This window comes from Pseudoalteromonas sp. G5_S1_14_S5 (genome assembly GCF_054968605.1).
Genome location: NZ_JBQKUM010000003.1, coordinates 87460 through 113354 on the forward strand (window position 1 = coordinate 87460; position 25895 = coordinate 113354).

The window sequence follows — 25895 nt, forward strand, 5'->3', positions numbered from 1 at the left end:
AGAAGGAATAGCCAAATGGCAAACAATGTTTTAAATCGCTACCTATTTGAAGACCTATCAGTACGTGGTGAATTGGTACAAATGGATGAAGCGTACCAACAGATTATTTCTAGCAAGGAATACCCAGCTCCAGTACAAAAGCTGCTGGGTGAGCTATTGGTTTCAACCACGCTACTGACTGCGACCCTAAAATTTGAAGGCTCTATCACCATGCAGCTGCAAGGTGATGGCCCAGTATCTCTAGCAGTTATCAATGGCGATCATAACCAAAAGATCCGTGGTGTTGCTCGTTTTGAAGGTGACATCGCTGATGATGCTGGCCTACACGACCTAATGGGTAAAGGCCACCTAGTGATCACTATCGATCCTAAGAAAGGTGAACGCTACCAAGGTATCGTTGGTCTTGAAGGCGACACACTAGCTCAAGTACTTGAAGGTTACTTCGCAAACTCTGAGCAACTTAAGACTCGTCTATGGCTACGTACCGGTGAACACGAAGGCAAAGCACACGCTGCGGGCATGTTGCTACAAGTTATGCCTGACGGCACTGGTACTCCAAATGACTTCGAGCACCTAGAGCAGCTAACAGACACAGTGAAAAACGAAGAGCTATTCTCTCTAGAAGCAAACGAACTGCTTTACCGTTTGTACAACCAAGAGAAAGTACAACTTTTCACACCACAGCCAGTTGAGTTCTTCTGTGGTTGTTCTCGTGAACGAAGCGCTGCAGCCATTATTACCGTTGCTCAAGAAGAGATTTACGACATCCTAAGTACTGAAGGTAGCGTCGCTCTTCACTGTGATTACTGCGGTACGAATTACTCGTTCGACAAGAACGATGTTGATGCACTGTATGCAGAAGCAGCAGATAAAGGCAGCAATACGGTTCATTAATTTACGCCGTACCAAAAACACGTAATTTACCCCAAAAAGGTCAGCACTAAGCTGGCCTTTTTTGTGATCAAAACAGCGCAAACTTCGTAACACCTCGTAATAAAATCACTGCTTAATTTTAATCAATTAATAATGTTTCCGCCCCTAGCGCAAAGGTTTGCGTACAGGATAGACTAATTAGGCCAATATGTGACGAGGCACTTAAACCCCATGGTTAATATGGATATTTTTTGAGCTGTATCCCTATTTCCCCCGAGTCTCGTTGCTACCATGGTGAGCAGATAACAATAAAAAATTAATACAAAATCCCTACAAAATATCCTACAAGGAGCACCTATGACCGTTATGGAACATACTAAGGCTGCACAAATTGATCTAACTAAGCACGGACTTACTGGCGTTACCGAAGTTCTTCGCAATCCTAGCTATGAGCAGTTATTCGTTGAAGAAACACTGCCAGGTTTGGAAGGCTACGAAAAAGGCGTAGTAACGGAACTAGGTGCTGTTGCTGTTGACACTGGTATCTTTACTGGCCGCTCACCGAAAGATAAGTACATTGTTAAAGATGACACGACCCGCGATACCATGTGGTGGTCAGATCAAGGCAAAAACGATAACAAACCGATCACAACTGAAGTATGGAATGAGCTAAAAGAGCTTGTAACAACTCAGCTATCCGGCAAGCGCCTGTTTGTCATTGACGGTTACTGTGGTGCTAACCCAGATACGCGCTTAAGCGTACGTATTATCACAGAAGTAGCGTGGCAAGCGCACTTCGTTAAGAACATGTTCATTCGTCCAACTGACGAAGAGCTAGCAACGTTCGAACCTGACTTCGTGGTAATGAACGGTGCCAAAACAACCAATCCTAACTGGGAAAAACAGGGCCTAAACTCTGAGAACTTCGTAGCATTCAACCTAACAGAGCGTGTTCAAATCATCGGTGGTACTTGGTACGGCGGTGAGATGAAGAAAGGCATGTTCGCAATGATGAACTACCTACTTCCTCTGCAAGGTATCGCTTCAATGCACTGTAGTGCAAACGTCGGCGAGAAAGGCGATGTAGCGGTATTCTTCGGTCTATCGGGCACAGGTAAAACAACACTATCAACAGACCCTAAACGTGAGCTAATCGGTGATGATGAGCACGGTTGGGATGACGACGGCATCTTCAACTTTGAAGGCGGTTGTTACGCGAAGACGATCCGTCTATCTAAAGAAGCAGAACCAGAAATCTACAATGCCATCCGTCGTGATGCACTGCTAGAAAACGTAACGGTTCGTGGCGATGGTTCTATCGATTTTGATGACGGTTCTAAAACAGAAAACACTCGTGTTTCTTACCCGATTCACCACATCGACAACATCGTTAAGCCAGTATCAAAAGCAGGTCACGCTCAAAAGGTTATCTTCCTGACTGCTGATGCATTTGGTGTACTACCACCAGTTTCTAAACTGACTCCAGAGCAAACGAAGTACCACTTCCTATCTGGTTTCACAGCGAAACTGGCGGGTACAGAGCGCGGTATCACAGAGCCGACTCCAACCTTCTCTGCAGCATTTGGCGCGGCGTTCCTAACGCTTCACCCAACTCAGTACGCTGAAGTACTTGTGAAACGCATGGAAGCAGCAGGCGCTGAAGCTTACCTAGTAAACACAGGTTGGAACGGTACTGGCAAACGTATCTCTATCCAAGATACGCGTGGCATCATCGATGCTATCCTAGATGGTTCTATCGACCAGGCTGAGACTAAGGTTATCCCTATGTTCAACCTAGAAGTGCCTCTAGCGCTGCACGATGTGGACCCTGCGATCCTAGATCCACGCGACACGTACACAGACCCACTACAATGGGAAAGCAAAGCGAAAGATCTAGCAGAGCGCTTCATCAACAACTTTGATAAGTACACTGACAACGCTGAAGGTAAGTCACTGGTTGTGGCGGGCCCACAACTAGACTAATCCCAGCATCTGCTCGGGCTAAGCCAAAAGCGAACGCCCATTTAAAACGATATTTTTGTAGCAAGCCCCTCTTTTGAGGGGCTTTTTTGTTGATGCTTGCCCCTTTTTGTTCCACTCTATTTTAAGACTATTGAAATGTAAGGCTTTCAGGGAATGAAAAAGGTATTCATGGTGTTTGGCATTGTGTTGGCTATCGCCGTTGCGGTTCTCGCAGCGTTGCTATTAAGTCTACAGACTCAATACCGTGCGGATGTTGCTAACTTTTTTATCAAGCACGCGGTTGACCAACCGGTGGTCATTGAAGATGTCGAGTATCAAGCGCCTTATCACATCACCCTAATGGGAATCACCTATACCCAACCAGAAAAGCAACCACCTCTGTATATCGATAAGGTCGATCTCTGGTTCAGCCCCGACTCTCTCATTGAAGCCAAACTGGTCTTAGACTCTTTATTAATCAGTGGTATCCAGTTGGAAGCGAACGATCTAGAAACGCTCTCACCACTGTTAAACGAGCAAAACCTCAGGCTCCGCCAGTTGGCGATCAATAATCTGGATTTTTCGACCAACAGCTTTAATGTGCAGGGCATCGATCTACAGATCGCCGAGCCAACCTTTAGCAATAATCAGACACTGCTGCCTTACGGCAAAACCCAACTTTCCGCTTCGCAGCTCTATTGGCAAGGTGAAGCCTTCGATAATCTTCTGATCGACCTTGACCTTAAACCAAGCGACAGCACCCTTTATGGCGCTTCATTTGAATGGCGCGGTGCCAAAATTTCAGGACAAGCAGAACAATTTAAACATGATTGGTCACTAGTGAATGTCACTATAGATGGCTTACGCCTCAACCAGCAGCAAAGCCAGAGCCTATTAAGCAAAGAGTGGGACGTAGCGGGCATTCGTATCAACTATATCAACAACTTAGATATTTTACACAGCGACATCGAATGGCCAAGCGGGCACCTTGCGGCCTTTGACGCTTCACTAGAAAACATCAAATTGCCTTTCGAGCTTTGGCGACAACAGAAAGCGCTTTTCTCGCTGCAAGCCGAAGGGGTCACTGTTGATGATGACATCTTCATCGGGCTAAATATCAAGCTAAGCCTAGAGCCAAACCAAATACTGATTGAAGATTTCTATACTCAATTTCTGCAAGGTACCGTTCAGCTCAATGGTAAAGTTACCTCTAGCAGCATTAGATTGGCGCAGCTCGACCTACAAGGCATTAAATGGATCACGGACAGCCAAAATAAGCCGCAGCCAGTAGCGCGCCTCTCACCCTGGCTTAAAGAGCTTCAGCAAGCCTCTATAGACCGATTAAATGTAGAACGCACCCAAATCATCCAACTTGCACAAAAGCCTTACTGGCAAGTCTCTGGACTGTACATTGAAGGACATCAAGTTCAACTGCTGCAAGATAGAAAGCTAGGATTGTGGCAAGGAGAACTGATGGCCAGTGCGAACGATGCCAGCTATCAAAGCATTCTCAGCGCTCAACCTGTAATTGAGATGAACAGTAACCAAGGGAAATGGACGCTAACACGCCTATTTGCTCCACTTAAGCAGGGTTATATCGAAGCTAGTGCGACACTCGATTTTAACCAAATCAGCAAACCGTGGAGTGTCGATATCTCAGTGGATGGCTTACCTATCTCACCAATGTTGCAGCAATTCGACTTACCACTCGATGCCACTGGCTATGGTGAATTTGAGCTGAAAGCTTCTGGTCTCTACGGCGATTCACTCATGCTGGGCTATTCAGCCACTGGCCAACTTAAAGGCAGCGTTCGCCAGGGGGTGATGACCTTTAACGATACGCTTTCTGAAACCTCTATCGATAACGTGTTTGAAATCCCTGAAATCAGCGCGAGTTTTGACCGTGGTCGCTTCACGCTTCAACCGATGCACATTACTGGTGCATCCGCTGCAGAGGGAGGTTCACAGAGAGTCCAAACTTTAAATGGTGAGGTATCTGGAGAACTAGACCTGCTTAAAACGAGGCAACACACTCTCTCGATTATACTATCCGACCCATGCAACCAAATCTCTGGCAAGCTTGATCAACCGGAGTACACTGCGATTAATGACTGTCAACAAAAAAGCGCCACTTCAAAGTAGTAGCGCTTTCAATCCATAACTCAACCTATTATCAAGCGGGCGTGAAGTTATTCGCTCACCTTGCTGTCACTTGACAGGATCTTCTTGTAGTCAGGGATAAGCATGTAGGTTCCGGTAAACTCTACGGCTTCTACATCACCACTATGGATTGTGACGTGAATAATGATACGTGCCTTTCTTCCTGATGCGAGGCGATCCAAGTCACCACTGATACCATCTAAAGAAGTTGAGGCGACAGGGTTTTGCTCCACAGGATGACGGTAACGAATATTACTGTCAGCTAGAACGATATCGCCCGTCAGACCGCGCTCTTTCATCAGCAGCCACGTCATACCCCACCCCGTCAGTGTCGCCAGAGTAAACGCCGAGCCTGCAAACATGGTGTTGTGCGGGTTCAAATTTGGGTTTAGCTGAGCACTGCACTCGAACTGATAACCTGTGTACTGGTTTATCTTGATGCCCATCTTATCGCTGATAGGGATCTGATGCTCCCAACGCTGCTGAAGCTCATTACACCATTCTGGTTTGCGCAGTACGTCCGCCATTGGATCGAGATGCTTTACCATCTGCTGGTGACGCACCGGGCCACGTTGATCGTTAATCTCACCACGGCGTTCAAAGCTGTTCTTCTCGTAGAATGAGATCGCATCCTCACGCGCATTACACACCAAGCGTTTCGCGCCCTCTTGACGAGCCAGAGACTCTAATGCGACTAAGATCAGTGAACCCATACCTTTGCTACGGCGAGAGTTTTTTACCGCCATATAGCGGATCTGACCTTCAAGATCTGGGGTGATATACAGACGGCCAATCGCCATTGGACGACCTCGGCCATCTACAATCATACGATGGTGACTCATGCCATCGTATTCGTCACGCTCGGAACCTACCGGCATTCGCCAAGGTTCACGCAACATCTGCCAACGAAAATGATAATACTTGTTCAGTTGATTTTCGGTGGTTGGAGTTATGAGTTTAAACATGCTTATTCCTTTAAGCTTAAACCTGCAGCCAGAATGTTACTGGACCATCATTAACCAGAGACACTTTCATGTCGGCTGCAAATCGGCCACGTTCCGTTGGCAACACTGATTCACATTGGTCAGAAAAATAATTGTAAAGACGCTCGGCATCTTCTGGATGAGCGCCACGAGAAAAGCCTGCTCGTGTGCCTTTTTTGGTATCGGCTGGCAGTGTGAATTGAGAAACCACTAACACCTTGCCATTCACCTGCTTCACGTTGAGGTTCATTTTATCGTCTTCATCTCCAAAGACACGATAAGTCGTCACTCGTTCCATCAAACGCTTCGCTTTGGCTTCGTCATCACCTTTTTCTACGCCTAATAGTACTAATAAGCCTTGTTCAATCTCACCAACTACTTCGCCATCAACACGGACGGCAGCTTCACTTACTCTCTGAATCAGTGCTATCACTGTTGTTTCCTTGATCTGTGATTTTGTCGTTATCCGTGGAGTGTACCATTATTTTTTGCGTCCCACTCCACTCTTCCTTCTCACCAAGCGCAGCCGTCACCTCAGCACCCACTAGCACGATCAACCAACATAAATAAACCCAAACAAACAGAATCGGAATCGCCGCCAATGCACCATAGATCACCTGATATGAAGGGAACTGAGTAATGTAAGCAGCGAAGCCTTTCTTACTAAGTTCGAACAGTAATGCCGCCACCAAAGAGCCAGCGGCTGCATGAGAAAAGTGGATTTTCTTGTTAGGTACCAATAGGTATAAACCAAAGAACGCAAAAAAAGAGAGAATCAGAGGGAGTTTGCGAATCAGAGTATTAAAGGCACCAGACACCACTTCGTTTTGTAGCAAGCTTAATGATGTCACATATGAGGTAGCTGCAATGCTCGCCCCAACCAAGATTGGCCCGAGAGTGAGCACCATCCAGTACATCGAGAACGACAGTACGGCACGTCGCTTCTCAGTGACACGCCAGATGTAATTTAGGTTCTTATCGATGTTTGAGATAAGCATTAGCGCAGCGATAAATAAGAACGCACCACCAACCGCCGTCATTTTACCCGTGTTAGCGACAAACTCTAACAAGGCGCCATGCACCGCATCCCCTGATGCAGGGACAAAATTGGTAATGATGAAGTTTTGAATTTCGACCCCCATATCAGCGAATACGGAAAATGATGACAAGATAGAAAGCAAAACCGTCAACATGGGTACGATGGAAAGCAAGGTAATGTACGCCAAATAGCCCGCATTCACATTGACTCGATCATGCGTCATACGTGCTAAAAGGTAGCGAAAATACTGGGTACTAAGTATGCCGACCTTTGTTATCTTCAACTTGTAACTCCCTGGTAACTTGTTCATAGTTCTCATTAATAATCCGTTATACCAATCACAGAGAGTAAGTGATTTACTACAATTGGTATTAGGGCGCGCTGACCTTTCGTGGTTAAATTTTGTTCAGACGGGGACGCCTAGTCAAAAGCATTTTAATCGCGGCGAGGGAGAAGTAGCCTAGTCATTCTAAGCAAATCTCCCTCAACAAAGAGTAAAACGCTTTTTGCGGGGGCGCCCAGCTCGAAAGATCAACATGCCCTAGTTAACTATAGGAAACAAGGATGCCTTATTTAATAGGGATAGTCCTCTCTATTTTTACTCTTACTGGATGTCAATCCGCTTATTACTCTACAATGGAGCAAGTGGGTTATCACAAACGTGACATCATGGTCGACAGAGTAGAAGATGCAAAAGAGTCGCAGCAGGATGCTCAGAAAGAGTTTACCAGCACACTTAAAGCACTCAGTAGCCTGACTCATTTCAGTGGCGGCGACCTAGAGGACATGTACAACAAGATAAACGATAAATACCAAGACAGCGAAAAAGCGGCACAAAATGTGACTGACCGAATCGCTGCGATTGAAGATGTATCTGATGCGCTGTTTGAAGAGTGGCAAACCGAGCTCGATCTCTACACCAATAATTCTCTACGTCGTTCGAGTGAGCAAAAGCTGCGTGAAACTAAATCGTCTTACCAAACCATGCTGTCAGCCATGAAGCGCGCTGAGAAGAAGATGGATCCGGTGCTCAATACCCTTCGAGACAACACCCTTTATCTAAAACATAACCTCAATGCGAGTGCGGTTGGCTCACTGCAAGGTGAGTTTATGAGTCTAGAAGAAGACATCGCATACGCGATCAAACAGATGAATGCAGCAATTGCCGAATCGGATAAGTTCCTTGCTCAGCTAAACCAGAAGTAACGCCTGAAAAGTCAAAACAAGATAAGCCCGTACGAATCCAATCATTATAACTGGCGGCCCTGGCGCCGAAAAAACCACTCTGATTAATGCCTTGGCTGATACGGATTACCCCACCTTCGCAGAGTCCTCTCGCCAATTAATAGAACAGCAAAGTCAGCTTAAAGACGGTATCTTACCTTGGGTAGACCTTCCTGGCTTTGCTGAGCTTTGTTTAGGTGTGATGAACAAGCAAAAAGACCAAGCCAATCAACATCCGATAGCCTTTCTCGATCGCGCTATTCCCGACATCTGTGGCTATTTGGCTCAGGCTAACTTAGAGATCGATGCGGCCAACCAAGAAGCAAGCCAAGGTTACCACTCTCAAGTATTATTCTGTCGCCCCGAGGTTTCGATCTATGTTCAAGATGAAGTGCGCCCTTACCCATTTGAAGAAGCGTTAGAGATTCACCACGCGCTAGTCAACGTCTATCAAGAGCTTGGGTATGAGGTAGTTGAAGTGCCGTTTATGTCGGTCGCTGAGCGAGTGCAGTTCGTTGAAAGCCACCTGGGAATTAAAAGCTAGATTCCAGATACCTCACTCCTCGATTCTGGAGTGACGATTCGCTAAATAGATATCGAACAGGCTCTTCGTATCCCGCATCTCGTAACTTAGCTAACTAAAAAACAAAAGCCCCGAGCAGCATCGCTACTCGGGGCTTTTTAAATTCAATCAGTTAAATCTGATTATTTCGCTGCACGTGAAGCACGTTTACGATCCGACTCCGTTAGGAACTTCTTACGGATACGGATGCTTTCAGGTGTTACTTCTACTAGCTCGTCGTCATCGATGAATTCTAGAGCTTGCTCAAGAGTCATGATGATTGGCGGAGTAAGAACCTGTGCGTCATCAGTACCAGATGCACGAACGTTCGTTAGCTGCTTACCTTTCAGTACGTTAACTGTTAGGTCGTTGTCACGGCTGTGGATACCAACAACCATACCTTCGTACACTTCAACACCGTGACCGATGAACATGCGACCACGCTCTTGTAGGTTGAATAGTGCGTTAGTTAGCGCTTTACCCATACCGTTAGAAATTAGTACACCGTTAACACGCTGGCCGATATCGCCGCCTTTGTGTGGACCGTAGTGATCGAATGTATGGTACAGAAGACCAGAACCTGAAGTTAGAGTCATGAACTCAGTTTGGAAACCGATTAGGCCACGAGATGGCATAACGAAGTCCATACGCACACGACCTTTACCGTCTGGAGACATGTCAGTCAGCTCACCTTTACGTAGACCGATGTTCTCCATGATGCCGCCTTGGTGCTCTTCCATGACGTCGATAGTTACAGTCTCGAACGGTTCCATTAGCTGACCATCTTCTTCTTTGATGATTACTTCTGGACGAGATACTGCTAACTCGAAGCCTTCACGACGCATGTTTTCGATCAGGATAGATAGGTGAAGTTCACCACGGCCTGATACGCGGAATTTGTCTGGATCGTCTGTTTGCTCAACACGAAGTGCAACGTTGTGTACCAGTTCTTTCTCTAGACGCTCAAGAATGTTACGTGAAGTTACGAACTTACCTTCTTTACCCGCGAATGGAGACGTGTTTACTTGGAACGTCATTGTTACTGTTGGCTCATCTACAGACAGTGCTGGAAGCGCTTCTACTGCGTTTTGTGCACAGATAGTGTCAGAGATTTTTAGCTCACCAAGACCAGTGATTGCGATGATGTCACCTGCGTTCGCTTGTTCAACTTCGTGACGCTCAAGACCTAGGTAGCCCATTACTGTGCCAACTTTGCCGTTACGAGTTTTACCGTCTGCGCTTACGATAGTTACTTGCTGGTTTGGTTTAACAGAACCACGAGTTACACGAGCAACACCGATAACACCAACATAAGAGCTGTAATCTAGCTGAGAAACTTGCATCTGTAGTGGACCGTCTAGGTCAACTTGTGGTGCTGCTACTTGTTCAACGATAGTTTGGAATAGTGGTTCCATGTCTTCGCCAGTTTCGCCTTCTTCTAGGCAAGCCCAACCGTTCAGTGCTGAAGCGTAAACTACTTTGAAGTCTAGCTGTTCGTCAGAAGCACCTAAGTTGTCGAATAGGTCAAATACTTGGTCCATAACCCAGTCAGGACGTGCGCCTGGGCGGTCAATCTTGTTGATTACAACGATTGGCTTAAGGCCGTGTGCGAATGCTTTTTGCGTTACGAAACGAGTTTGAGGCATTGGGCCATCTACTGCGTCAACGATCAGTAGCACAGAGTCGACCATAGACATGATACGCTCTACTTCACCACCGAAGTCCGCGTGTCCCGGAGTATCTACGATGTTGATGCGGTGATCGTTCCAGTCGATTGCTGTGTTCTTAGCAAGGATAGTAATGCCACGCTCTTTCTCGATGTCATTCGAGTCCATTACGCGCTCTTCAGTCTCACCACGAGATTCTAGTGTGCCTGATTGTTGTAGCAGTTTATCAACCAGCGTTGTTTTACCGTGGTCAACGTGCGCGATAATTGCGATATTTCTTAACTTATCAATCTGTGGAGTAGACATGGATTCTCGATTCACTCATAAAAGTAGCCGCACATCACCTCTACAATCAGGGTTAGTGCCACTAGCTTGATTAAAAAAACGGTCAATAATATACCAGATTCTAGCAAAAACCCCAGAAATATGTGATCTGAACCAAAGCCTTTTTATCAGTTAGCGATTCACATTGGCTTAACTTTGACTTAGTACAGTGTTGACTAGCAAAGTCTGTCGGGTTCTAAAACGTCTCGTACGCGAGTAACTCGCCAAAACTCCGGTTAAATAACAAAAGTGGATTGACAATGTCTGCAATTCATTGCTGAATGGTGTTCGCTTTCGTCTCATCTTGGTGCACCGACAAACAAACGCACCAACATGGTGCAAACAAAGATCATTTTGGTGCAAAACTAGAGGCAGGCGAAACAGAACAAAAAGTAAAGCATTGAAATTAATGGAATAATTTTTTTGGCACGCTTTTGGCAACAGATAAATCAGCATCGATTAATGCACTTGTTAGACATTAATCAATGCTGGTTTCAACCGAATCGAGCTAATACCAAATTAATAACACTGGAGGTTATCCAAGATGTCAGTAGAAAACGTACTATCGCTGATCCAAGAGAACGAAGTTAAATTTGTCGACCTACGCTTTACCGATACTAAAGGTAAAGAGCAGCATATCTCTATTCCTTCTCACCAAGTTGACGCAGACTTCTTCGAAGAAGGTAAAATGTTCGACGGCTCTTCAGTAGCTGGTTGGAAAGGCATCAACGAATCTGACATGGTAATGATGCCAGACGCATCATCTGCTGTTCTAGACCCATTCACAGAAGACGCAACGCTAAACATCCGTTGTGACATTCTAGAGCCTGCAACTATGCAAGGCTACGACCGTGACCCACGCTCAATCGCAAAACGTTCTGAAGAGTACATGCGTTCTACAGGTATCGCAGACACAGTTCTAATCGGTCCTGAGCCAGAGTTCTTTCTATTTGACGACGTTAAATTTGCAACTGACATGTCAGGTTCTTTCTTCAAGATCGACGACATCGAAGCAGCATGGAACACAGGTTCTGACGTAGAAGGCGGTAACAAAGGTCACCGTCCAGGCGTTAAAGGCGGTTACTTCCCAGTAGCTCCAGTTGATTCATCTCAAGACATCCGTTCAGCAATGTGTCTAGTAATGGAAGAGATGGGCCTAGTTGTAGAAGCGCACCACCACGAAGTAGCAACTGCGGGTCAAAACGAAATCGCAACTCGCTTCAACACGCTAACAACGAAAGCTGACGAAACTCAAATCTACAAGTACGTTGTACACAACGTTGCTCACGCATTCGGTAAAACAGCGACATTCATGCCTAAGCCACTAGTTGGTGATAACGGTTCTGGTATGCACGTTCACCAATCCCTAGCAAAAGACGGCGTTAACCTGTTTGCTGGTGATAAGTATGGCGGCCTATCTGAAATGGCTCTTTACTACATCGGTGGTGTTATCAAGCACGCTCGCGCCATCAACGCATTTGCTAACCCATCAACTAACTCGTACAAGCGTCTTGTACCAGGCTTTGAAGCACCAGTTATGCTTGCTTACTCTGCACGTAACCGTTCTGCTTCTATCCGTATCCCAGTAGTACCAAGCCCTAAAGCACGTCGTATCGAGCTACGTTTTGGTGACCCAGCAGCGAACCCATACCTATGCTACTCAGCAATGCTAATGGCTGGTCTTGACGGTATTAAGAACAAGATCCACCCAGGCGAAGCTATGGATAAAGATCTATACGACCTACCAGCTGAAGAAGCGGCAGAAATCCCAACTGTGGCTTACTCACTAAAAGAAGCTCTAGAGTGTCTAGACGCTGACCGTGAGTTCCTAACAGCTGGCGGTGTATTCTCTGACGACTTCATCGACTCTTACATCGACCTTAAGTCTCAAGATGTAGAGAAAGTAAACATGACAACTCACCCACTTGAGTTCGAACTGTACTACTCTGTTTAATCTCTGGTAGATAAGCTTTCTTACTGCAATCATGTAAGAATCGCTGACTAAATATTAGGCTCGCCTCGCAGGCGGGCCTTTTTTATCTTCTCCCAACCTCTCCTTCTTCGTAACATGCCTTAGATAATAGACAAAAACCCTCAGAGGCTGTCGAACTAAATACAATAAAATCAATAACAAACTAACGCCAAACGTGAAATCACCTAACGGTAAAAAGAGGCCAACCATATGAAAAACATACTGTTCCTAATCGGGTTAACAGTCGCATTCTCATGCTCAGCTCAAACGATTTATACCTGGGTAGATGAAGATGGCGTACTTCATTTTAGTGATACACCGACAGGCGAAGGCGCTAAGTCTCTTGAGCTTCCAGATGTTCAAGCTTCAGCACCCGCACCTAAATTCGAGCCATCGAAACCCGTTGACGACCAAGCCACCTCAACCCTTCCAAACCAAGAGCAACCAAAAATACAACAGACCGAGCGAGAAGTCCCAGCACCATTAGCTCTTACTATGCTCACTCCCATTCACGACCAAACTATTCGCAGTAATCGTGGCTTCCTCTCAATTCAAATCGAACTCAACCGTAAACTAGGCATTGGTGAACAGCTGCAATTGATGCTCGACGGGCGACGTTATGGCGCACCACAAACCCAGCCTAACTGGCAGTTGAAAGATATCGATCGCGGCACTCACACCATTGCAATTCAAGCACATAGAAGCGGCAAGCTTATTGCATCTACTAGTCCAGTCACCGTGTATTTACATCGAGCGACGATCAAGTAGGCTAATGGGTTAAAAGAGACTGAATAACATCAACTTTTACCTTTTCTCAGCAGCTTTTCGCGACTTTTATGAATTATCTTTAGCTTCTGATTGATATGCGCCATACTTGAACTTAGCTACGCACCAATTTGGTGCAGTGAGAAAAAACACCAGTTCAAGGACGAAACAGTGAATCGATCAGCCAAATGCGACAGCATAGATACACACCACCTTTCCAACGCCATTCTCGATAATATGGTGACATCGACATTGATGCTCGATGAACAGTTATACGTGCGATACGCCAACTCGGCAGCTGAACAACTCTTTTCACAAAGTGCGAGACGCATTGTTGATCACCCACTGAGTCAACTTATCCAACACGCTTCGCTCGACCTAGCACTGCTTACTCAGCCTCTGCAAAGCGGCCAGAGCATTACCGACAGTGACGTGACCTTTGTTGTCGATAACCGCCCGCTGATGCTTGAAGTGACGGTAAGCCCTATCACCTGGCAGCGCGAGACCCTATTGCTCGTTGAGATGCGCAAGATCGACCAACAAAGGCGCCTCAGCCAAGAGTTAAACCAACATGCACAACAACAAGCAGCGAAACTGTTAGTGCGTGGCTTGGCGCATGAAATCAAGAATCCATTGGGTGGCTTAAGAGGGGCGGCACAACTGCTTGGAAAGATGCTTCCCGATCAATCACTGAATGAATACACCCAGATCATTATTGAGCAGGCCGATCGCTTACGTGCCTTAGTCGACCGTCTGCTTGGTCCGCAAAAGCCGGGAACCAAGTCAGAAGAAAATCTCCATCAGATACTCGAAAAAGTCAGGCAGTTAGTCGAGCTCGAATCTGGCTCAACATTAGCTATCGAACGAGATTACGATCCTAGTCTGCCACCGATAGTGATGGACTCAGCCCAGGTTGAACAAGCGATGCTCAATATCGTGAGCAATGCGGCACAGATTTTAAAGGAGCAGGATTTAGGCAAGATCACCATTCGCACCAGAACGGTGCATCAAGCCAACATTCATGGTCAGCGGCACAAACTCGCAGCTCGTATTGAGATCAGCGATAACGGCCCGGGCATCCCCGATGAATTAAAAGACACCCTGTTCTACCCCATGGTCAGTGGGCGTGAGGGCGGTACAGGATTGGGACTATCGATATCTCAAAACCTCATCGACCAGCACAACGGAAAAATCGATGTTGAGAGCTGGCCGGGGAACACAACATTTACGATTTACTTGCCCATTTAAACGAAGCTTCACCTCTCGATAGAGAAACCAAGCTTCAGGCAAGGAACGAATACAGAACAATAAAAACAATGATTATCACAATAGATTTGGCTGCAAAGGAATTGAATTATGAGTAAGGGATACGTTTGGGTCGTGGATGACGACAGCTCTATCCGCTGGGTAGTAGAAAAGACACTTTCATCGGCTGATATAAAGTGTGAAACATTTGCTGATGCAGAGAGCGTACTGCTTGCACTTGAACGCGAAACACCTGATGTATTGGTGTCAGATATCCGCATGCCCGGCATTGACGGTATTGAGCTATTGCATCAAGTGCATCAACGCTCTCCCGATCTACCGGTGATTATCATGACGGCGCACTCCGACTTAGATGCCGCGGTGAATGCTTATCAAAAAGGTGCCTTTGAATATCTGCCTAAGCCATTTGATATCGATGAGACACTTACCCTCGTAGAGCGAGCGATCGCTCACAGCCAAGAACAAAAGCGCGAACAAGCTAACGAAGCTTCTGAAGAGACCAACGCCCCTGAAATTATTGGTGAAGCACCAGCAATGCAGGAAGTATTTCGTGCCATCGGCCGTTTGTCTCGCTCATCGATATCGGTATTGATTAACGGGGAATCGGGGACCGGTAAAGAGCTGGTTGCTCATGCTTTACACCGCCACAGCCCAAGAGCAAAGAAGCCATTCATTGCCCTCAATATGGCGGCAATACCGAAAGACCTCATCGAATCCGAACTGTTTGGTCACGAGAAAGGTGCCTTTACTGGCGCTAACAGCGTTCGCCAAGGACGCTTTGAACAAGCCAACGGTGGCACCCTATTTCTAGATGAAATCGGTGACATGCCACTCGATATTCAAACTCGTTTGTTGCGTGTACTTTCTGATGGTCAGTTCTATCGTGTCGGCGGTCACTCTGCAGTTAAGGTGGACGTTCGTATCGTCGCCGCTACCCACCAAGATCTTGAGCGATTAGTGCATGAAGGCGATTTCCGTGAAGATTTGTTCCACCGACTCAACGTTATTCGGATTCACATTCCTGCCCTACGTGAACGTAAACAAGATATCGAAAAGCTGACTCATCATTTCCTAACCTCAGCGGCTGAAGAACTGGGTGTGGAAGTGAAAACACTGCACCCAGAAACCATAATCAAGCTGAACCAGCTAAATTGGCCAGGTAACGTGCGTCAACTAGAGAACATCTGTCGTTGGTTGACCGTGATGGCGAGCAGTAGTGAAATCCTTCCTTCAGACCTACCACCGGAGCTATTGGAAGAAAAAACGATCGCATCATCAGGTACTGGAGATAACTGGCAGCAGCTGCTTGCTGATTGGGCAAAATGTGCGCTTGATTCAGGAGAAAAAGAGCTGCTCACTTATGCTCTTCCGGAGTTTGAACGTATACTGCTAGAGGCTGCACTCAACCATACGAATGGTCACAAGCAGGACGCAGCCAAGGTTTTGGGCTGGGGAAGAAACACCCTAACTCGCAAGCTCAAAGAACTGTACTAGGCCTCTAACAATACAAAAATGCCAGCATAATGCTGGCATTTTTTTCTGTTTTGATTCTCAAGCGAGTGATTAGATAACGCGAGAGAACTGCTGTTGGCGAGCCTTAGCACGCAAGTATTTATCGAAACACATACAGATGTTACGAATCAGCAGACGACCACGAAGCGTTACGCGGATTTCTTTGTCGTCTACTTCAACCAAGTCATCATTAATGAAGGTTTGCAGAAGCTCTAAGTCTTCTTTGAAGTAACGATTAAAATCAACAGCGAACTCAGATTCGATCATCTTCTTATCGAGTTTGAAATTACAAATAAGCTGCTTAATCACTTCTCGACGTAGTAAATCGTCGTTATCTAGTGCTACACCTTTCCAAAGCGCATGGCGAAGGTCATTCACTTGAGCGTAGTATTTCTTAAGTTCTTTTTGGTTTTGCGCGTAAGAGTCCCCCACCATAGAGATAGCCGACACACCAAAGCCTACTAGGTCACACTCTCCCTGAGTCGTGTAGCCTTGGAAATTACGGTGCAGAACACCCTCACGCTGAGCCACTGCTAGTTCATCTTCTGGAAGCGCGAAGTGATCCATACCAATGAACTGGTAACCTGCTCCCGTTAGAGTCTCGATGGTATCTTGCAAGATAGCCATCTTCTCTTCAGCTTTTGGTAGGTCTTCATCTTTAATCTTACGCTGCGCCGCAAACAGTTGTGGCATGTGAGCGTAGTTAAATACCGATAGACGACCAGGTTTCATCTCAAGTACTTGCTTCAGCGTTTCAGCGAATAACGCTTGAGTCTGCTTAGGCAAGCCGTAAATCAAATCTAGGTTAGTTGAACGGAAGCCAAGCTCTTTAGCACGCTGAACCATAGCTACGATGAACTCTTCATCTTGCTCGCGGTTCACCAGCTTTTGCACTTCTTTATTGAAATCTTGAACACCGATACTCAGGCGGTTGAAGCCTTCATTACGTAGGTGATCCAGTACATCGAGTTCAATCTCACGTGGGTCAACCTCGATGCTGATCTCAGCGTCAGCAGTGAAGTTAAACTCATCACGTAGGATCATCATTAGACGAGTGATTTGAGCTTTGCTTAGGAAAGTTGGCGTACCACCACCGAAGTGCAATTGAGTCACTTCACGGCCATTCAATAAAGAGGCACGTTGGCGGATTTCATGTTCAATCACATCTAGGTACTCGTCCGCTTTGTGCGAGTGACGAGTAATCACCTTGTTACAACCACAGTAGTAACAAAGCTTATGGCAGAACGGGATATGCACGTAAAGCGACAGCGGACGCTCTGGATATTGCGTACACGCCATGTCGTAATCAGAGACGGTAAACGCTTCATGGAACTCCAACGCAGTTGGGTATGAAGTATAACGAGGTCCCGAATAGTTGTATTTGTTTAAGATTTCTTGGTCCCAAACGATTTGCTGATTCGTTATTACTGGCTTGCTCGACATAGCGGTACTTCCAATTTAGATCCGCGAGAACCTAGGCTCTCTCAAATCAATTTACATACATTAAAATATAGACGCGTTATTTTGCCACACGACTTGTAAGGACGTTTGACGGCTAATCGCTTTTTGAACACCAATGCTCAAAATTGATAGCTTGATCACTAACCGACTTAGAGGATGTAAGATAACACAAAGGTGAGAGGGCTTATTTGATATGACACCACACCACATAAGCCCTTTTTATTAGATCATCTGAATGTTGATTTGGTTATTAAGAGGTTTTACTTTCTTCTGTAACTGCTTCAACTCCTCAATGATGGATTCGTTCAAGCGCGACTCTGCTTTTTGTCGAGTCAGGTTCTGCTTCATACGCTCTCGCTTCGGAAGATTTTGTCGTTCTTCGCCACGCGCCATGTCCTTAACCACATGATACAACTCCGAGGTCGCAGGGTATTCGGCGTCGAAATCGACACGTTCATCGCCCTGAACAAAGTCCATGATGTTGTACACGCGTATACTAATCTCTGACAAATCACACTGACCTTGAATGCCGGCAAGGCATAGGGTATTAACGTTGTCGAAGATGTTCGCGTTACGCTTCTCGATAGCTAGAGCTTGATGCTGCTTTTGCAACTCCGTCTGCTTCTTCACTTGAAGTAGAAGGTAACCTGCATAAGAGCCCAAGCCGAGAATAATAATTCCACCAGCAATTGCTAATAAGGTTACGTTCATTGGCTATTAACCCTTAAAGCTGTCTAAGTCGATATCTTCGAATTGAGATAGCAGGTCTTCATCAGAGTTTGCTTTCTTATTCGATGCTACCGGTGTTTCTTCGAAGAACTCTTCTTCATCATCTTCTGGCTCTAGTAGACCCAAACGGCCCATTAGGTGTTCGATGCGATCAAGCTTCTCATCAACGAACTTCTGTAGACCTGCACCTAGGTTTTCACCGTTTTCGAGACGGTCTAGCAGCGTGTTCAGTTGTGGATCATTCTCAAGCATCTCTAACTCTTGCTCGTTAGATAGCTTGCGCTCTTGCTTAGTTAGTTTCTTCACTGGTTCAACGATCAGTGGGATTTTTTTCTTGCTGCCTAAACGAGGGTCGCGAGCTTGTGCTGCTTTACGCTGTTTCGCATCGCTACCATCTGAGTGGCGGCTGCCCGATTTTAGGCCTTTACGCTTCTTCAGACGCTTGCGTTCACGACCTTCAACGTCAGATTCGCTACGGTTACGAGTAACGATAACTTCAGGAGCACCATATGCCCCCGGCTTTCTAGATTTTTTACTACGGCTCATTACTGGGTCTTCCTCAGTAAAATTACATCATTTCCAATAAATTCGAGTTCGAGCTTATCCCGCTCTGCCAAAAACTGGAATGTTTGACGACTAAAGAAGACGACATGTGTCGGGTCATTCTTATAGTGCCAACCAGCAAACGCGTCCACGTCTATTACTAGCTTGGTCATCAGACCAATCCAGCCCTTGGGCTTAACTAAATTCAACCATTGCTGCCACACCTTATCTGGGTGGTAAAGATGCTCTATCACCTCGGTGGCAGTCATAAAGTCATACGTTTTATCCAGCACAGAAGTTTCTGGGTGGTAGTAAATATCGTATAACTCCATGGTGTGTCCGGATTCTTCTAACATAATAGATAGCGTAGGGCCCGGGCCACAACCAAAATCCAACCCGTGTGAGTTAGATGAAATTTTGTCTGTTAATGGATCCGCGATACGAGATAAAAAACGGCGATAGCCAGCATCACTAGGATCGTTCTCATGGAGATCATAGTGCGCTTTCTCTTCGTTTGCTTCTAACCTTTGATCTGGTTTTACAAATACCAGCTCACATTGCTGACACTGCAGATAGGCTCTGCGTTTGTCTTCAAAATAGTGATTCACGCCTTGGTGATGGCATAAGGGACAAGTATACATAGCACATCCTTAAACAGGGATGCGAAACATACCAGAAACTGCGTTTATAGTGGAGAGGTATTGGGTGTTTTTTCATCAAATCAATAAAAAAAGCGATAGGAAAACCTATCGCTCTCTAAATCTGCCTATTTCGGCTAAAATTTGCATACTCAACTTGGTACACAAATCTCCATTTGTTATTGGTGCTTTCCATGCCAAATTTGTTTGTTGTTCATCGTCCTGATGAGTTTTGGCTGTCCTTTTCTAACACCTTGTTACTGGGCTGTCCTAGCCTGATCCGTTTCTGTCTATACCGTTAGACGAGATGATCATCCGTATCTAAGTCAGCTCCTAGCTGATGGCGGTTACTTTACCGTGTTACAAAAAGACTACAATAGTGCGACTTCACACTTTCGCACACAAATTGATCACTCATAGACAAATTAGACATAAAAAGACAAAGTATCATTAATATCTATTAAATAATGCTTAAAAAAGAAAACGCCCCAATCATTTCTGATCGGGGCCTCTTCTTCCACCACGCTCGAACGTACATTTCTTCACTCTGGCTAAGAGCGAGAAACCGACAAATTAGTGTAGACCACCAACGTACTTCGATAAGGTATCAATTTCTGCGTCTGTTAACTTTTTAGCGACATCACGCATCATCGCATTCATGTCGTTATTACGGCTACCATCACGGAATTTTTCAAGTTGAGCCTTGATGTATTCTGCGTGTTGGCCTGAAATTTTAGGGAAGCCTGACAGCTCGGTGCCGTTACCACGAGGGCCGTGACAAGCGATACACGCTGTAAGGCCGCGCTCTGCGTTGCCCGCTGTGTATAAGGTTTTACCTTCTTTAACTACGTTCTCAGGAGTAGAGTTGTTAGAGATTGGGAGAGATGCGTAGTATGCCGCTAGGTCAGCCATGTCTTGTTCAGACAGAGGCATCGCCATTGCACCCATTACAGGCTCATAACGACCTTGCTTACCACCACTCGTCATACCTAGCTTGAGCTCTTTTAGCTGCTTCTCTAGGTACTTCTCATGTTGACCAGCCAACTTAGGGTACTGAGTGATCAGACTGTTGCCGTCAGCACCGTGGCAGGCAACACATGTTTGTGATTTGGCTTTACCAGCTTCAATACTACCTTGAGCCCATACTGAGCAGCTGGCTAAAAGACTCAAAATTAGCGCTAATTTCTTCATGACATTCCATTATAATTATCAAGCTTCCAGTACCACTCTATGTTGCCACTCATGGTACAATAGGCGACCTTATGCCGAGCACGGTTATTTTACACAAATTCACAAAAAAGTAATCAATCGACTACACAAAGTCGAGATGGAGTTAACAGTGAGCGTAAAAATTCATTATCAAAACACGCATTTCATTACCAGTGCACCTGATATTCGTCACTTACCAGAAGACGAAGGGATCGAAATTGCGTTTGCAGGACGCTCCAATGCTGGTAAATCTAGCGCGTTAAATCGCGTTACCAACCAAAAAAGCTTGGCGAAAACCAGTAAAACACCTGGTCGTACTCAGCTTATTAACCTATTTAGGGTAACGGACGGTTGTCATATCGTCGATTTACCTGGGTATGGTTTTGCTCAAGTACCGCTTGAGATGAAGAAAAAGTGGCAGAAGTCGCTAGGTGAATACCTTCAAAAACGTGAATCGTTGAAAGGTTTGGTTGTATTGATGGACATTCGTCACCCAATGAAAGACCTAGACCAGCAAATGATTTTCTGGGCCATTGATAGCCGTATTCCAGTACAAGTGCTGCTAACTAAAGCCGACAAGCTGAAGCAAGGTGCACGTAAAGCACAACTGCTGAAGATTCGGAAAGATGCGCAATCTTTCGGTGGTGATGTCGCTGTTGATGTTTTCTCTTCACTGAAAGGCATTGGTGTTGACCAACTGCGTAACAAGATGGATGAATGGTTCGCGCCAGCGCTTGCTGATCAACTCATTGACGAACTAGAAAACGAAGAACACAACGATTCAGAGTAGTCTCTATTTATAGGGAACACATAGCGAATCGATCACGATTCCAAGAGATCGCACCTTATCAATACCCTGCCTTATATAGGTGGGGTATTTTTTTGTCTATAAATTAGCGGTTTAAACTCAAAAACCGAGAATAGAAAGTAAGATAAACTCGTTATAAACAGCAGAAGTGAACCATACTAAAAGACAAACTTTTATAAACAGTACAATGAGAAAGGAACACTCTTGTGGAAAATGCCCCTAATCGTAATAGCGCTGATAATGGTTTCATTTTCAGGACTCGCCTCTGAAAAGAAGCAACGGAAACGCCACTGATCAACGTTGATATGACTTTAGACCTTGATGGCATGGAGAGGTATGCTCAAGATGCGAGCCAGTCTCTGTAGGTGATATCTCAGTCACTGCAAGCCATCGGCAAGAACCCTAACCTTAGTGACGATCAACAACTGGCGCTTAATCAAACGGTTGAAAGCATTAACAAACTCGCCGACACCACCAAAACCTCGCTCAAGCAACAGCCACAAGCCTTAGACCAACATTCACCCACTCAATACACCGATAAAAAAGACGCGAGCGATCAATCCTTTATCGGCACTTTGTAAAATAAAAGTTATTTCAAATGATAAAACAATCATTTTATGTGTGGATTTAAATTACTAGTTGCTGATTGAATTCCAAATTCACAATGAATGGAAGAGATAAAGAAGGCACTTAAAAAGCGTAACAAAAGCACTAGAAATGGAGTGTTTTTCAGGGGAATTGTAGGTTGGAAATATTTTTCTTTCGCACAAGAAAAAATGCCCCAGTCAAATACTGACTGGGGCGGCTGAATCAGCCTAATCCAATAACGTGAAACAAAAGGTCTGAAAGATAGAACATCTTACCTCTGTACCCTACGAGATTTAATGTACAACAATTGCTCAGAAATGAAAACAATTTTTGTAGTTTTTTTTCATGAATGTTTTATTAAAACACTTAAACCCTTTGCGTGATTGAACTTTATTTTAGACAAAAAAAAGCCAGTGTTTGTGCACTGGCTCATACTAATTTGTTCAATAAGGTCAAAAACTGCTTAGTGGGCTTGATCCCAGTTGTCACCGTGACCAGCTTCCGCAACAAGCGGTACATCTAGGTCAGCAGCAGATTCCATCAATTCTTGTACTTTACTTTCAATTTCGGCTAAAGATGACTCTTCCACTTCAAATACCAATTCATCGTGTACTTGCATCAATAGCTTAACTCGGCCGTCACCTTCCGCTTGAATCCATTCATCAACCAATAGCATGGCTTTCTTAATAATGTCTGCCGCTGTACCTTGCATTGGTGCGTTGATCGCTGCACGTTCAGCGGCCTTACGACGCATACCATTACGCGACTGGATTTCAGGCAGGTGCAGACGACGACCGTAAATGGTTTCAACGAAACCCTGCTCTGAAGCAGCACTACGCGTGTCTTCCATGTACTGCATCACACCAGGGTAGCGCTCGAAGTAAGTATCCATGTAGTGCTGTGCTTCACCTCGAGGAATACCAAGCTGCTTAGCCAAGCCAAAGGCACTCATGCCGTATATAAGGCCGAAGTTAACCGCTTTAGCACGACGACGTTGCTCAGAAGTCACATCCTCAATATTAACTCCAATGATCTCAGCTGCCGTTGCCGCGTGGATATCTTTACCTTGTTGGAAAGCTTCTAGTAGCGCTTTATCACCCGATAGGTGCGCCATAATACGCAATTCAATTTGAGAGTAATCGACTGCTAGAATCTTCCAACCATGCTGTGCAACGAATGCTTGGCGGATACGACGGCCTTCTTCATTACGAATTGGGATGTTCTGTAGGTTTGGATCCGTCGAAGACAAACGACCAGTCGCCGTTACCGCTTGATGATACGAGGTATGAACACGACCCGTTTCTGCATTAATCATCTTCGGCAGCTTATCGGTGTAAGTAGACTTCAGTTTCGCAAGACCACGATACTCAATGATCAATTTAGGTAGCGGGTAATCTAGCGCCAGTTCCTGTAGTACTTCTTCATTAGTTGAAGGCGAACCAGATGGCGTTTTCTTGATAACAGGCAGGCCCATTTTCTCGAACAGAATCGCTTGCAGCTGTTTCGGCGAGTTCATGTTGAACTCTTGCTCTGCAATCTCGTAAGCTTTTTGCTCTAACTCATCAAGACGAACCGCAATCTCTTGTGACTGTGCACCTAGCAACATGTCATCGACGAATACACCGGTACGTTCAATGCGAGACATGACTGGAATCAGCGGTACTTCGATCTCTTCATAAATCGCTTTTAGCTTTTCGTCTTGCTCGATATTTTCCATTAGGCGGTTATGCAGACGCAGTGTTACGTCAGCATCTTCAGCCGCATATGGAGACGCTTCACCCAGCTCGATCTGGTTGAACGTCAGTTGTTTCTTACCTTTACCCGCAATCTGCTCAAACGAGATGCAGCTATGTTGTAGGAAACGCAACGCCAAACTGTCCATATCATGCTTACCGCCAACGCTATTGAAAACGTAAGACGCTAGCATGGTGTCATGCTTGATGCCTTTCATCTCAATACCGTAACGCGCTAAAACGCTCATATCGTACTTGAGGTTTTGACCCACTTTAGCTTGTGCATCATCTTCAAGAATCGGCTTAAGCTGCTCTAGTACCCAATCGCGATCCAGCTGTTGTGGGGCGTCTAGGTAATCATGAGCAACTGGTACGTAAGCGGCAACACCTTCTTCAGTTGCGAACGATAGGCCAACCAGGTTAGCCACCATATAATCTAGGCTGTCTGTCTCGGTGTCAAAAGCAAACACCTCGGCCGCTTTCAACTTCTCTAGCCAAGCGTTGAAAGTCTCTTCATCAAGAATGGTTTCGTATTTGCTACGATCAATCGTCACTGCTGAAGTGTTCATCTCAACGGTTGAGGTTGCCGATGTGCCACTGCTGCGTACGGCTCCAGACTTCTCATCAGCTTCAACGACACCAGTACCGCCCTCAAGAAGCTCATTCAGCCAAGACTTGAAGACTAATTGACCATATAGCTTAATCAGCTCATCGGTATTTGGTTGCGTTTTTACGAGTGATTCTGGTGTCTCTTCAAGCTCAACATCCAGCTTAATCGTCGCCAGTTGGTAAGACATTTCAGCGTTATCTTTATTGTCGATAAGCTTCTTAGCCATCGTCTTAGAGCCACGGAAACCAAGCGCAGCAATATCATCTAGGTTTTGGTACAACTTCTCGATGCTACCAATACCTTGCAGTAGAGCTGTTGCTGTTTTGTCACCAACGCCTGGAACACCAGGTATGTTATCCACTTTATCGCCCATCAAAGCAAGGTAGTCGATGATAAGCTCAGGTGGGATGCCAAACTTTTCGATAACACCTTCGCGATCCATCACCACGTTGGTCATGGTGTTGATCAAAGTAACGTTGTCATCAACCAGTTGGGCCATATCTTTATCGCCAGTACTGATCAAAACCGGCATGCCCGCTTTAGATGCTTGAGAAGCCAGTGTACCGATCACGTCATCCGCTTCAACGCCTGGGATAGAGATAAGTGGCAGACCCATTGCACGAATCACATTGTGCAAAGGTTCGATCTGGCAACGCAGATCATCCGGCATAGGTGGACGATTAGCCTTGTACTCTGGGTACATGTCATCACGGAACGTCTTTCCTTTCGCATCAAAAATAACCGCAATACGATCAGAAGCAAATTGACGCATCATGCTGCGCAGCATGTTAACTACACCGTAAACCGCGTTAGTCGGGATATCACCATTGCTCATGGTGCCAGGGTAAGCATGAAACGCGCGATATAAGTAAGAAGAGCCATCGATCAGAATCAATGGATTATCAGGAATACGAGCCATAATGTTTGTGTATCCAGTAAGTACAGAAATTATCTGTTAAGAATGCCACGTCTGTTGGTTGGATTCCACGTTGTCGATCCGTATCCGTTCACTCGGTTGTGTTCGATATAATCAATTTGTTGTTATTTTTTGTTCTTAGACACAGGTGTTCTGTGGATAACTCTGTTTATATTATTTATCCACCCTGTTGAGAACTAAGGCGGACAAAGCAAAAAACAAAAGTAAATTGTTGAAAATAAAGCAAAAAATTACAGATCGAACAGATGATCAACGATCTTTTTAAGATCTTGCGTTGTGGAAAAGAATGCTGATGGCGTTTTATTCATAAAAATACGGGCCACTAAATAT

The 25895-nt window shown here is 45.5% G+C and carries 22 protein-coding genes; 11 read left to right on the forward strand and 11 right to left on the reverse strand.

Translation table 11 applies throughout. The annotated features are described in order from the left end of the window. Positions 1–15: 15 nt before the first annotated feature. The 3 genes from hslO to ACTRWI_RS01755 all read left to right on the forward strand — a co-directional run bounded on the left by hslO (position 16) and on the right by ACTRWI_RS01755 (position 4977). On the forward strand, positions 16–894 hold the full coding sequence (hslO, locus tag ACTRWI_RS01745; protein WP_004741465.1) for an Hsp33 family molecular chaperone HslO: 879 nt from the start codon (positions 16–18) through the stop codon (positions 892–894). 345 nt (positions 895–1239) lie between these two features. Continuing rightward, on the forward strand, positions 1240–2856 hold the full coding sequence (pckA, locus tag ACTRWI_RS01750) for a phosphoenolpyruvate carboxykinase (ATP) (protein ID WP_499128915.1): 1617 nt from the start codon (positions 1240–1242) through the stop codon (positions 2854–2856). 153 nt (positions 2857–3009) lie between these two features. Continuing rightward, positions 3010–4977 (forward strand): AsmA family protein, encoded by a 1968-nt coding sequence (locus ACTRWI_RS01755; protein WP_499128864.1) that lies wholly within the window; start codon positions 3010–3012, stop codon positions 4975–4977. A gap of 47 nt (positions 4978–5024) precedes the next feature. On the opposite strand, the gene ACTRWI_RS01760 is transcribed toward ACTRWI_RS01755, so the two are convergent. Genes ACTRWI_RS01760 through ACTRWI_RS01770 form a run of 3 tightly spaced genes read right to left on the reverse strand, consistent with a single transcriptional unit; the run spans position 5025 to position 7327 of the window. Beyond that, positions 5025–5960, reverse strand: coding sequence for a bifunctional GNAT family N-acetyltransferase/hotdog fold thioesterase (locus tag ACTRWI_RS01760; RefSeq protein ID WP_499128865.1), 936 nt, complete (start codon positions 5958–5960; stop codon positions 5025–5027). Positions 5961–5976: 16 nt separating this feature from the next. Beyond that, positions 5977–6411, reverse strand: a complete 435-nt coding sequence (gene dtd / locus ACTRWI_RS01765) for a D-aminoacyl-tRNA deacylase (protein WP_004741469.1) — start codon at positions 6409–6411, stop codon at positions 5977–5979. Beyond that, on the reverse strand, positions 6383–7327 hold the full coding sequence (locus tag ACTRWI_RS01770) for a virulence factor BrkB family protein (RefSeq protein ID WP_499128866.1): 945 nt from the start codon (positions 7325–7327) through the stop codon (positions 6383–6385). Before ACTRWI_RS01770 ends, dtd begins: the two co-directional genes overlap by 29 nt. Before the next feature lie 254 nt (positions 7328–7581). On the opposite strand from ACTRWI_RS01770, the gene ACTRWI_RS01775 reads away from it, so the two are divergent. Together ACTRWI_RS01775 and ACTRWI_RS01780 are read left to right on the forward strand one after the other, a co-directional pair. Continuing rightward, positions 7582–8223: a DUF2959 domain-containing protein gene (locus ACTRWI_RS01775; protein WP_499128867.1), complete on the forward strand. Its 642-nt coding sequence runs from the start codon at positions 7582–7584 to the stop codon at positions 8221–8223. A 46-nt stretch (positions 8224–8269) separates the two neighbouring features. Then, a complete protein-coding gene (locus ACTRWI_RS01780; protein WP_499128916.1) occupies positions 8270–8785 on the forward strand; it encodes an AAA family ATPase in 516 nt (171 codons plus the stop codon). Between the two features lie 161 nt (positions 8786–8946). On the opposite strand, the gene typA is transcribed toward ACTRWI_RS01780, so the two are convergent. Then, complete coding sequence (gene typA, locus ACTRWI_RS01785; protein WP_499128868.1) at positions 8947–10776, reverse strand: translational GTPase TypA; 1830 nt, start codon at positions 10774–10776, stop codon at positions 8947–8949. A gap of 562 nt (positions 10777–11338) precedes the next feature. Here typA and glnA point away from each other — a divergent pair. The 4 genes from glnA to glnG all read left to right on the forward strand — a co-directional run bounded on the left by glnA (position 11339) and on the right by glnG (position 16291). After that, complete coding sequence (glnA, locus tag ACTRWI_RS01790) at positions 11339–12748, forward strand: glutamate--ammonia ligase (RefSeq protein WP_004741473.1); 1410 nt, start codon at positions 11339–11341, stop codon at positions 12746–12748. A gap of 228 nt (positions 12749–12976) precedes the next feature. Then, complete coding sequence (locus tag ACTRWI_RS01795; protein ID WP_499128869.1) at positions 12977–13534, forward strand: DUF4124 domain-containing protein; 558 nt, start codon at positions 12977–12979, stop codon at positions 13532–13534. A gap of 168 nt (positions 13535–13702) precedes the next feature. After that, positions 13703–14779, forward strand: a complete 1077-nt coding sequence (gene glnL / locus ACTRWI_RS01800) for a nitrogen regulation protein NR(II) (protein ID WP_499128870.1) — start codon at positions 13703–13705, stop codon at positions 14777–14779. A 108-nt stretch (positions 14780–14887) separates the two neighbouring features. Further along, complete coding sequence (gene glnG / locus ACTRWI_RS01805) at positions 14888–16291, forward strand: nitrogen regulation protein NR(I) (protein ID WP_499128871.1); 1404 nt, start codon at positions 14888–14890, stop codon at positions 16289–16291. Positions 16292–16360: 69 nt separating this feature from the next. Here the strand turns inward: glnG and hemN are convergent, their stop codons facing one another. From hemN to ACTRWI_RS01830, 5 genes are all read right to left on the reverse strand, one after another. Next, the gene (gene hemN / locus ACTRWI_RS01810) at positions 16361–17701 is read right to left on the reverse strand and encodes an oxygen-independent coproporphyrinogen III oxidase (protein ID WP_499128917.1); all 1341 of its coding nucleotides are present in this window, start codon (positions 17699–17701) and stop codon (positions 16361–16363) included. Positions 17702–17992: 291 nt separating this feature from the next. Beyond that, on the reverse strand, positions 17993–18481 hold the full coding sequence (locus ACTRWI_RS01815) for a DUF2489 domain-containing protein (protein ID WP_004741478.1): 489 nt from the start codon (positions 18479–18481) through the stop codon (positions 17993–17995). 6 nt (positions 18482–18487) lie between these two features. Then, positions 18488–19045, reverse strand: coding sequence for a Der GTPase-activating protein YihI (gene yihI, locus ACTRWI_RS01820; protein ID WP_128162413.1), 558 nt, complete (start codon positions 19043–19045; stop codon positions 18488–18490). Next, entirely contained in the window at positions 19045–19683 is a 639-nt protein-coding gene (locus ACTRWI_RS01825; protein WP_499128872.1) for a class I SAM-dependent methyltransferase, read from the reverse strand. The genes yihI and ACTRWI_RS01825 overlap by 1 nt, the downstream gene beginning before the upstream one ends. 570 nt (positions 19684–20253) lie before the next feature. Beyond that, positions 20254–20871, reverse strand: a complete 618-nt coding sequence (locus ACTRWI_RS01830) for a c-type cytochrome (RefSeq protein WP_499128873.1) — start codon at positions 20869–20871, stop codon at positions 20254–20256. A gap of 136 nt (positions 20872–21007) precedes the next feature. Here ACTRWI_RS01830 and yihA point away from each other — a divergent pair, with 136 nt between their 5' ends. After that, a complete protein-coding gene (gene yihA / locus ACTRWI_RS01835; RefSeq protein ID WP_499128874.1) occupies positions 21008–21679 on the forward strand; it encodes a ribosome biogenesis GTP-binding protein YihA/YsxC in 672 nt (223 codons plus the stop codon). A 383-nt stretch (positions 21680–22062) separates the two neighbouring features. Beyond that, positions 22063–22278 carry a hypothetical protein gene (locus ACTRWI_RS01840; RefSeq protein ID WP_499128875.1) on the forward strand — a complete coding sequence of 72 codons (216 nt, stop codon included), beginning with the start codon at positions 22063–22065 and terminating at the stop codon, positions 22276–22278. Between the two features lie 229 nt (positions 22279–22507). On the opposite strand, the gene spfP is transcribed toward ACTRWI_RS01840, so the two are convergent. After that, entirely contained in the window at positions 22508–22555 is a 48-nt protein-coding gene (gene spfP, locus ACTRWI_RS01845; RefSeq protein ID WP_438356636.1) for a small protein SpfP, read from the reverse strand. Between the two features lie 193 nt (positions 22556–22748). Beyond that, entirely contained in the window at positions 22749–25547 is a 2799-nt protein-coding gene (polA, locus tag ACTRWI_RS01850) for a DNA polymerase I (protein ID WP_499128876.1), read from the reverse strand. Between the last annotated feature and the right edge of the window lie 348 nt (positions 25548–25895).

What these genes read in the sequence shown, in the direction of transcription:
- ACTRWI_RS01775 (WP_499128867.1), top strand. Translation starts at nt 7,582, where the DNA reads ATGCCTTATTTAATAGGGATAGTCCTCTCTATTTTTACTCTTACTGGA.
- yihI (WP_128162413.1), bottom strand. Translation starts at nt 19,045, where the DNA reads ATGAGCCGTAGTAAAAAATCTAGAAAGCCGGGGGCATATGGTGCTCCT.
- ACTRWI_RS01760 (WP_499128865.1), bottom strand. Translation starts at nt 5,960, where the DNA reads ATGTTTAAACTCATAACTCCAACCACCGAAAATCAACTGAACAAGTAT.
- typA (WP_499128868.1), bottom strand. Translation starts at nt 10,776, where the DNA reads ATGTCTACTCCACAGATTGATAAGTTAAGAAATATCGCAATTATCGCG.
- ACTRWI_RS01825 (WP_499128872.1), bottom strand. Translation starts at nt 19,683, where the DNA reads ATGTATACTTGTCCCTTATGCCATCACCAAGGCGTGAATCACTATTTT.
- ACTRWI_RS01755 (WP_499128864.1), top strand. Translation starts at nt 3,010, where the DNA reads ATGAAAAAGGTATTCATGGTGTTTGGCATTGTGTTGGCTATCGCCGTT.
- yihA (WP_499128874.1), top strand. Translation starts at nt 21,008, where the DNA reads ATGGAGTTAACAGTGAGCGTAAAAATTCATTATCAAAACACGCATTTC.
- hslO (WP_004741465.1), top strand. Translation starts at nt 16, where the DNA reads ATGGCAAACAATGTTTTAAATCGCTACCTATTTGAAGACCTATCAGTA.
- polA (WP_499128876.1), bottom strand. Translation starts at nt 25,547, where the DNA reads ATGGCTCGTATTCCTGATAATCCATTGATTCTGATCGATGGCTCTTCT.
- ACTRWI_RS01770 (WP_499128866.1), bottom strand. Translation starts at nt 7,327, where the DNA reads ATGAACAAGTTACCAGGGAGTTACAAGTTGAAGATAACAAAGGTCGGC.
- pckA (WP_499128915.1), top strand. Translation starts at nt 1,240, where the DNA reads ATGGAACATACTAAGGCTGCACAAATTGATCTAACTAAGCACGGACTT.
- glnA (WP_004741473.1), top strand. Translation starts at nt 11,339, where the DNA reads ATGTCAGTAGAAAACGTACTATCGCTGATCCAAGAGAACGAAGTTAAA.
- ACTRWI_RS01795 (WP_499128869.1), top strand. Translation starts at nt 12,977, where the DNA reads ATGAAAAACATACTGTTCCTAATCGGGTTAACAGTCGCATTCTCATGC.
- ACTRWI_RS01830 (WP_499128873.1), bottom strand. Translation starts at nt 20,871, where the DNA reads ATGAAGAAATTAGCGCTAATTTTGAGTCTTTTAGCCAGCTGCTCAGTA.
- ACTRWI_RS01815 (WP_004741478.1), bottom strand. Translation starts at nt 18,481, where the DNA reads ATGAACGTAACCTTATTAGCAATTGCTGGTGGAATTATTATTCTCGGC.
- glnG (WP_499128871.1), top strand. Translation starts at nt 14,888, where the DNA reads ATGAGTAAGGGATACGTTTGGGTCGTGGATGACGACAGCTCTATCCGC.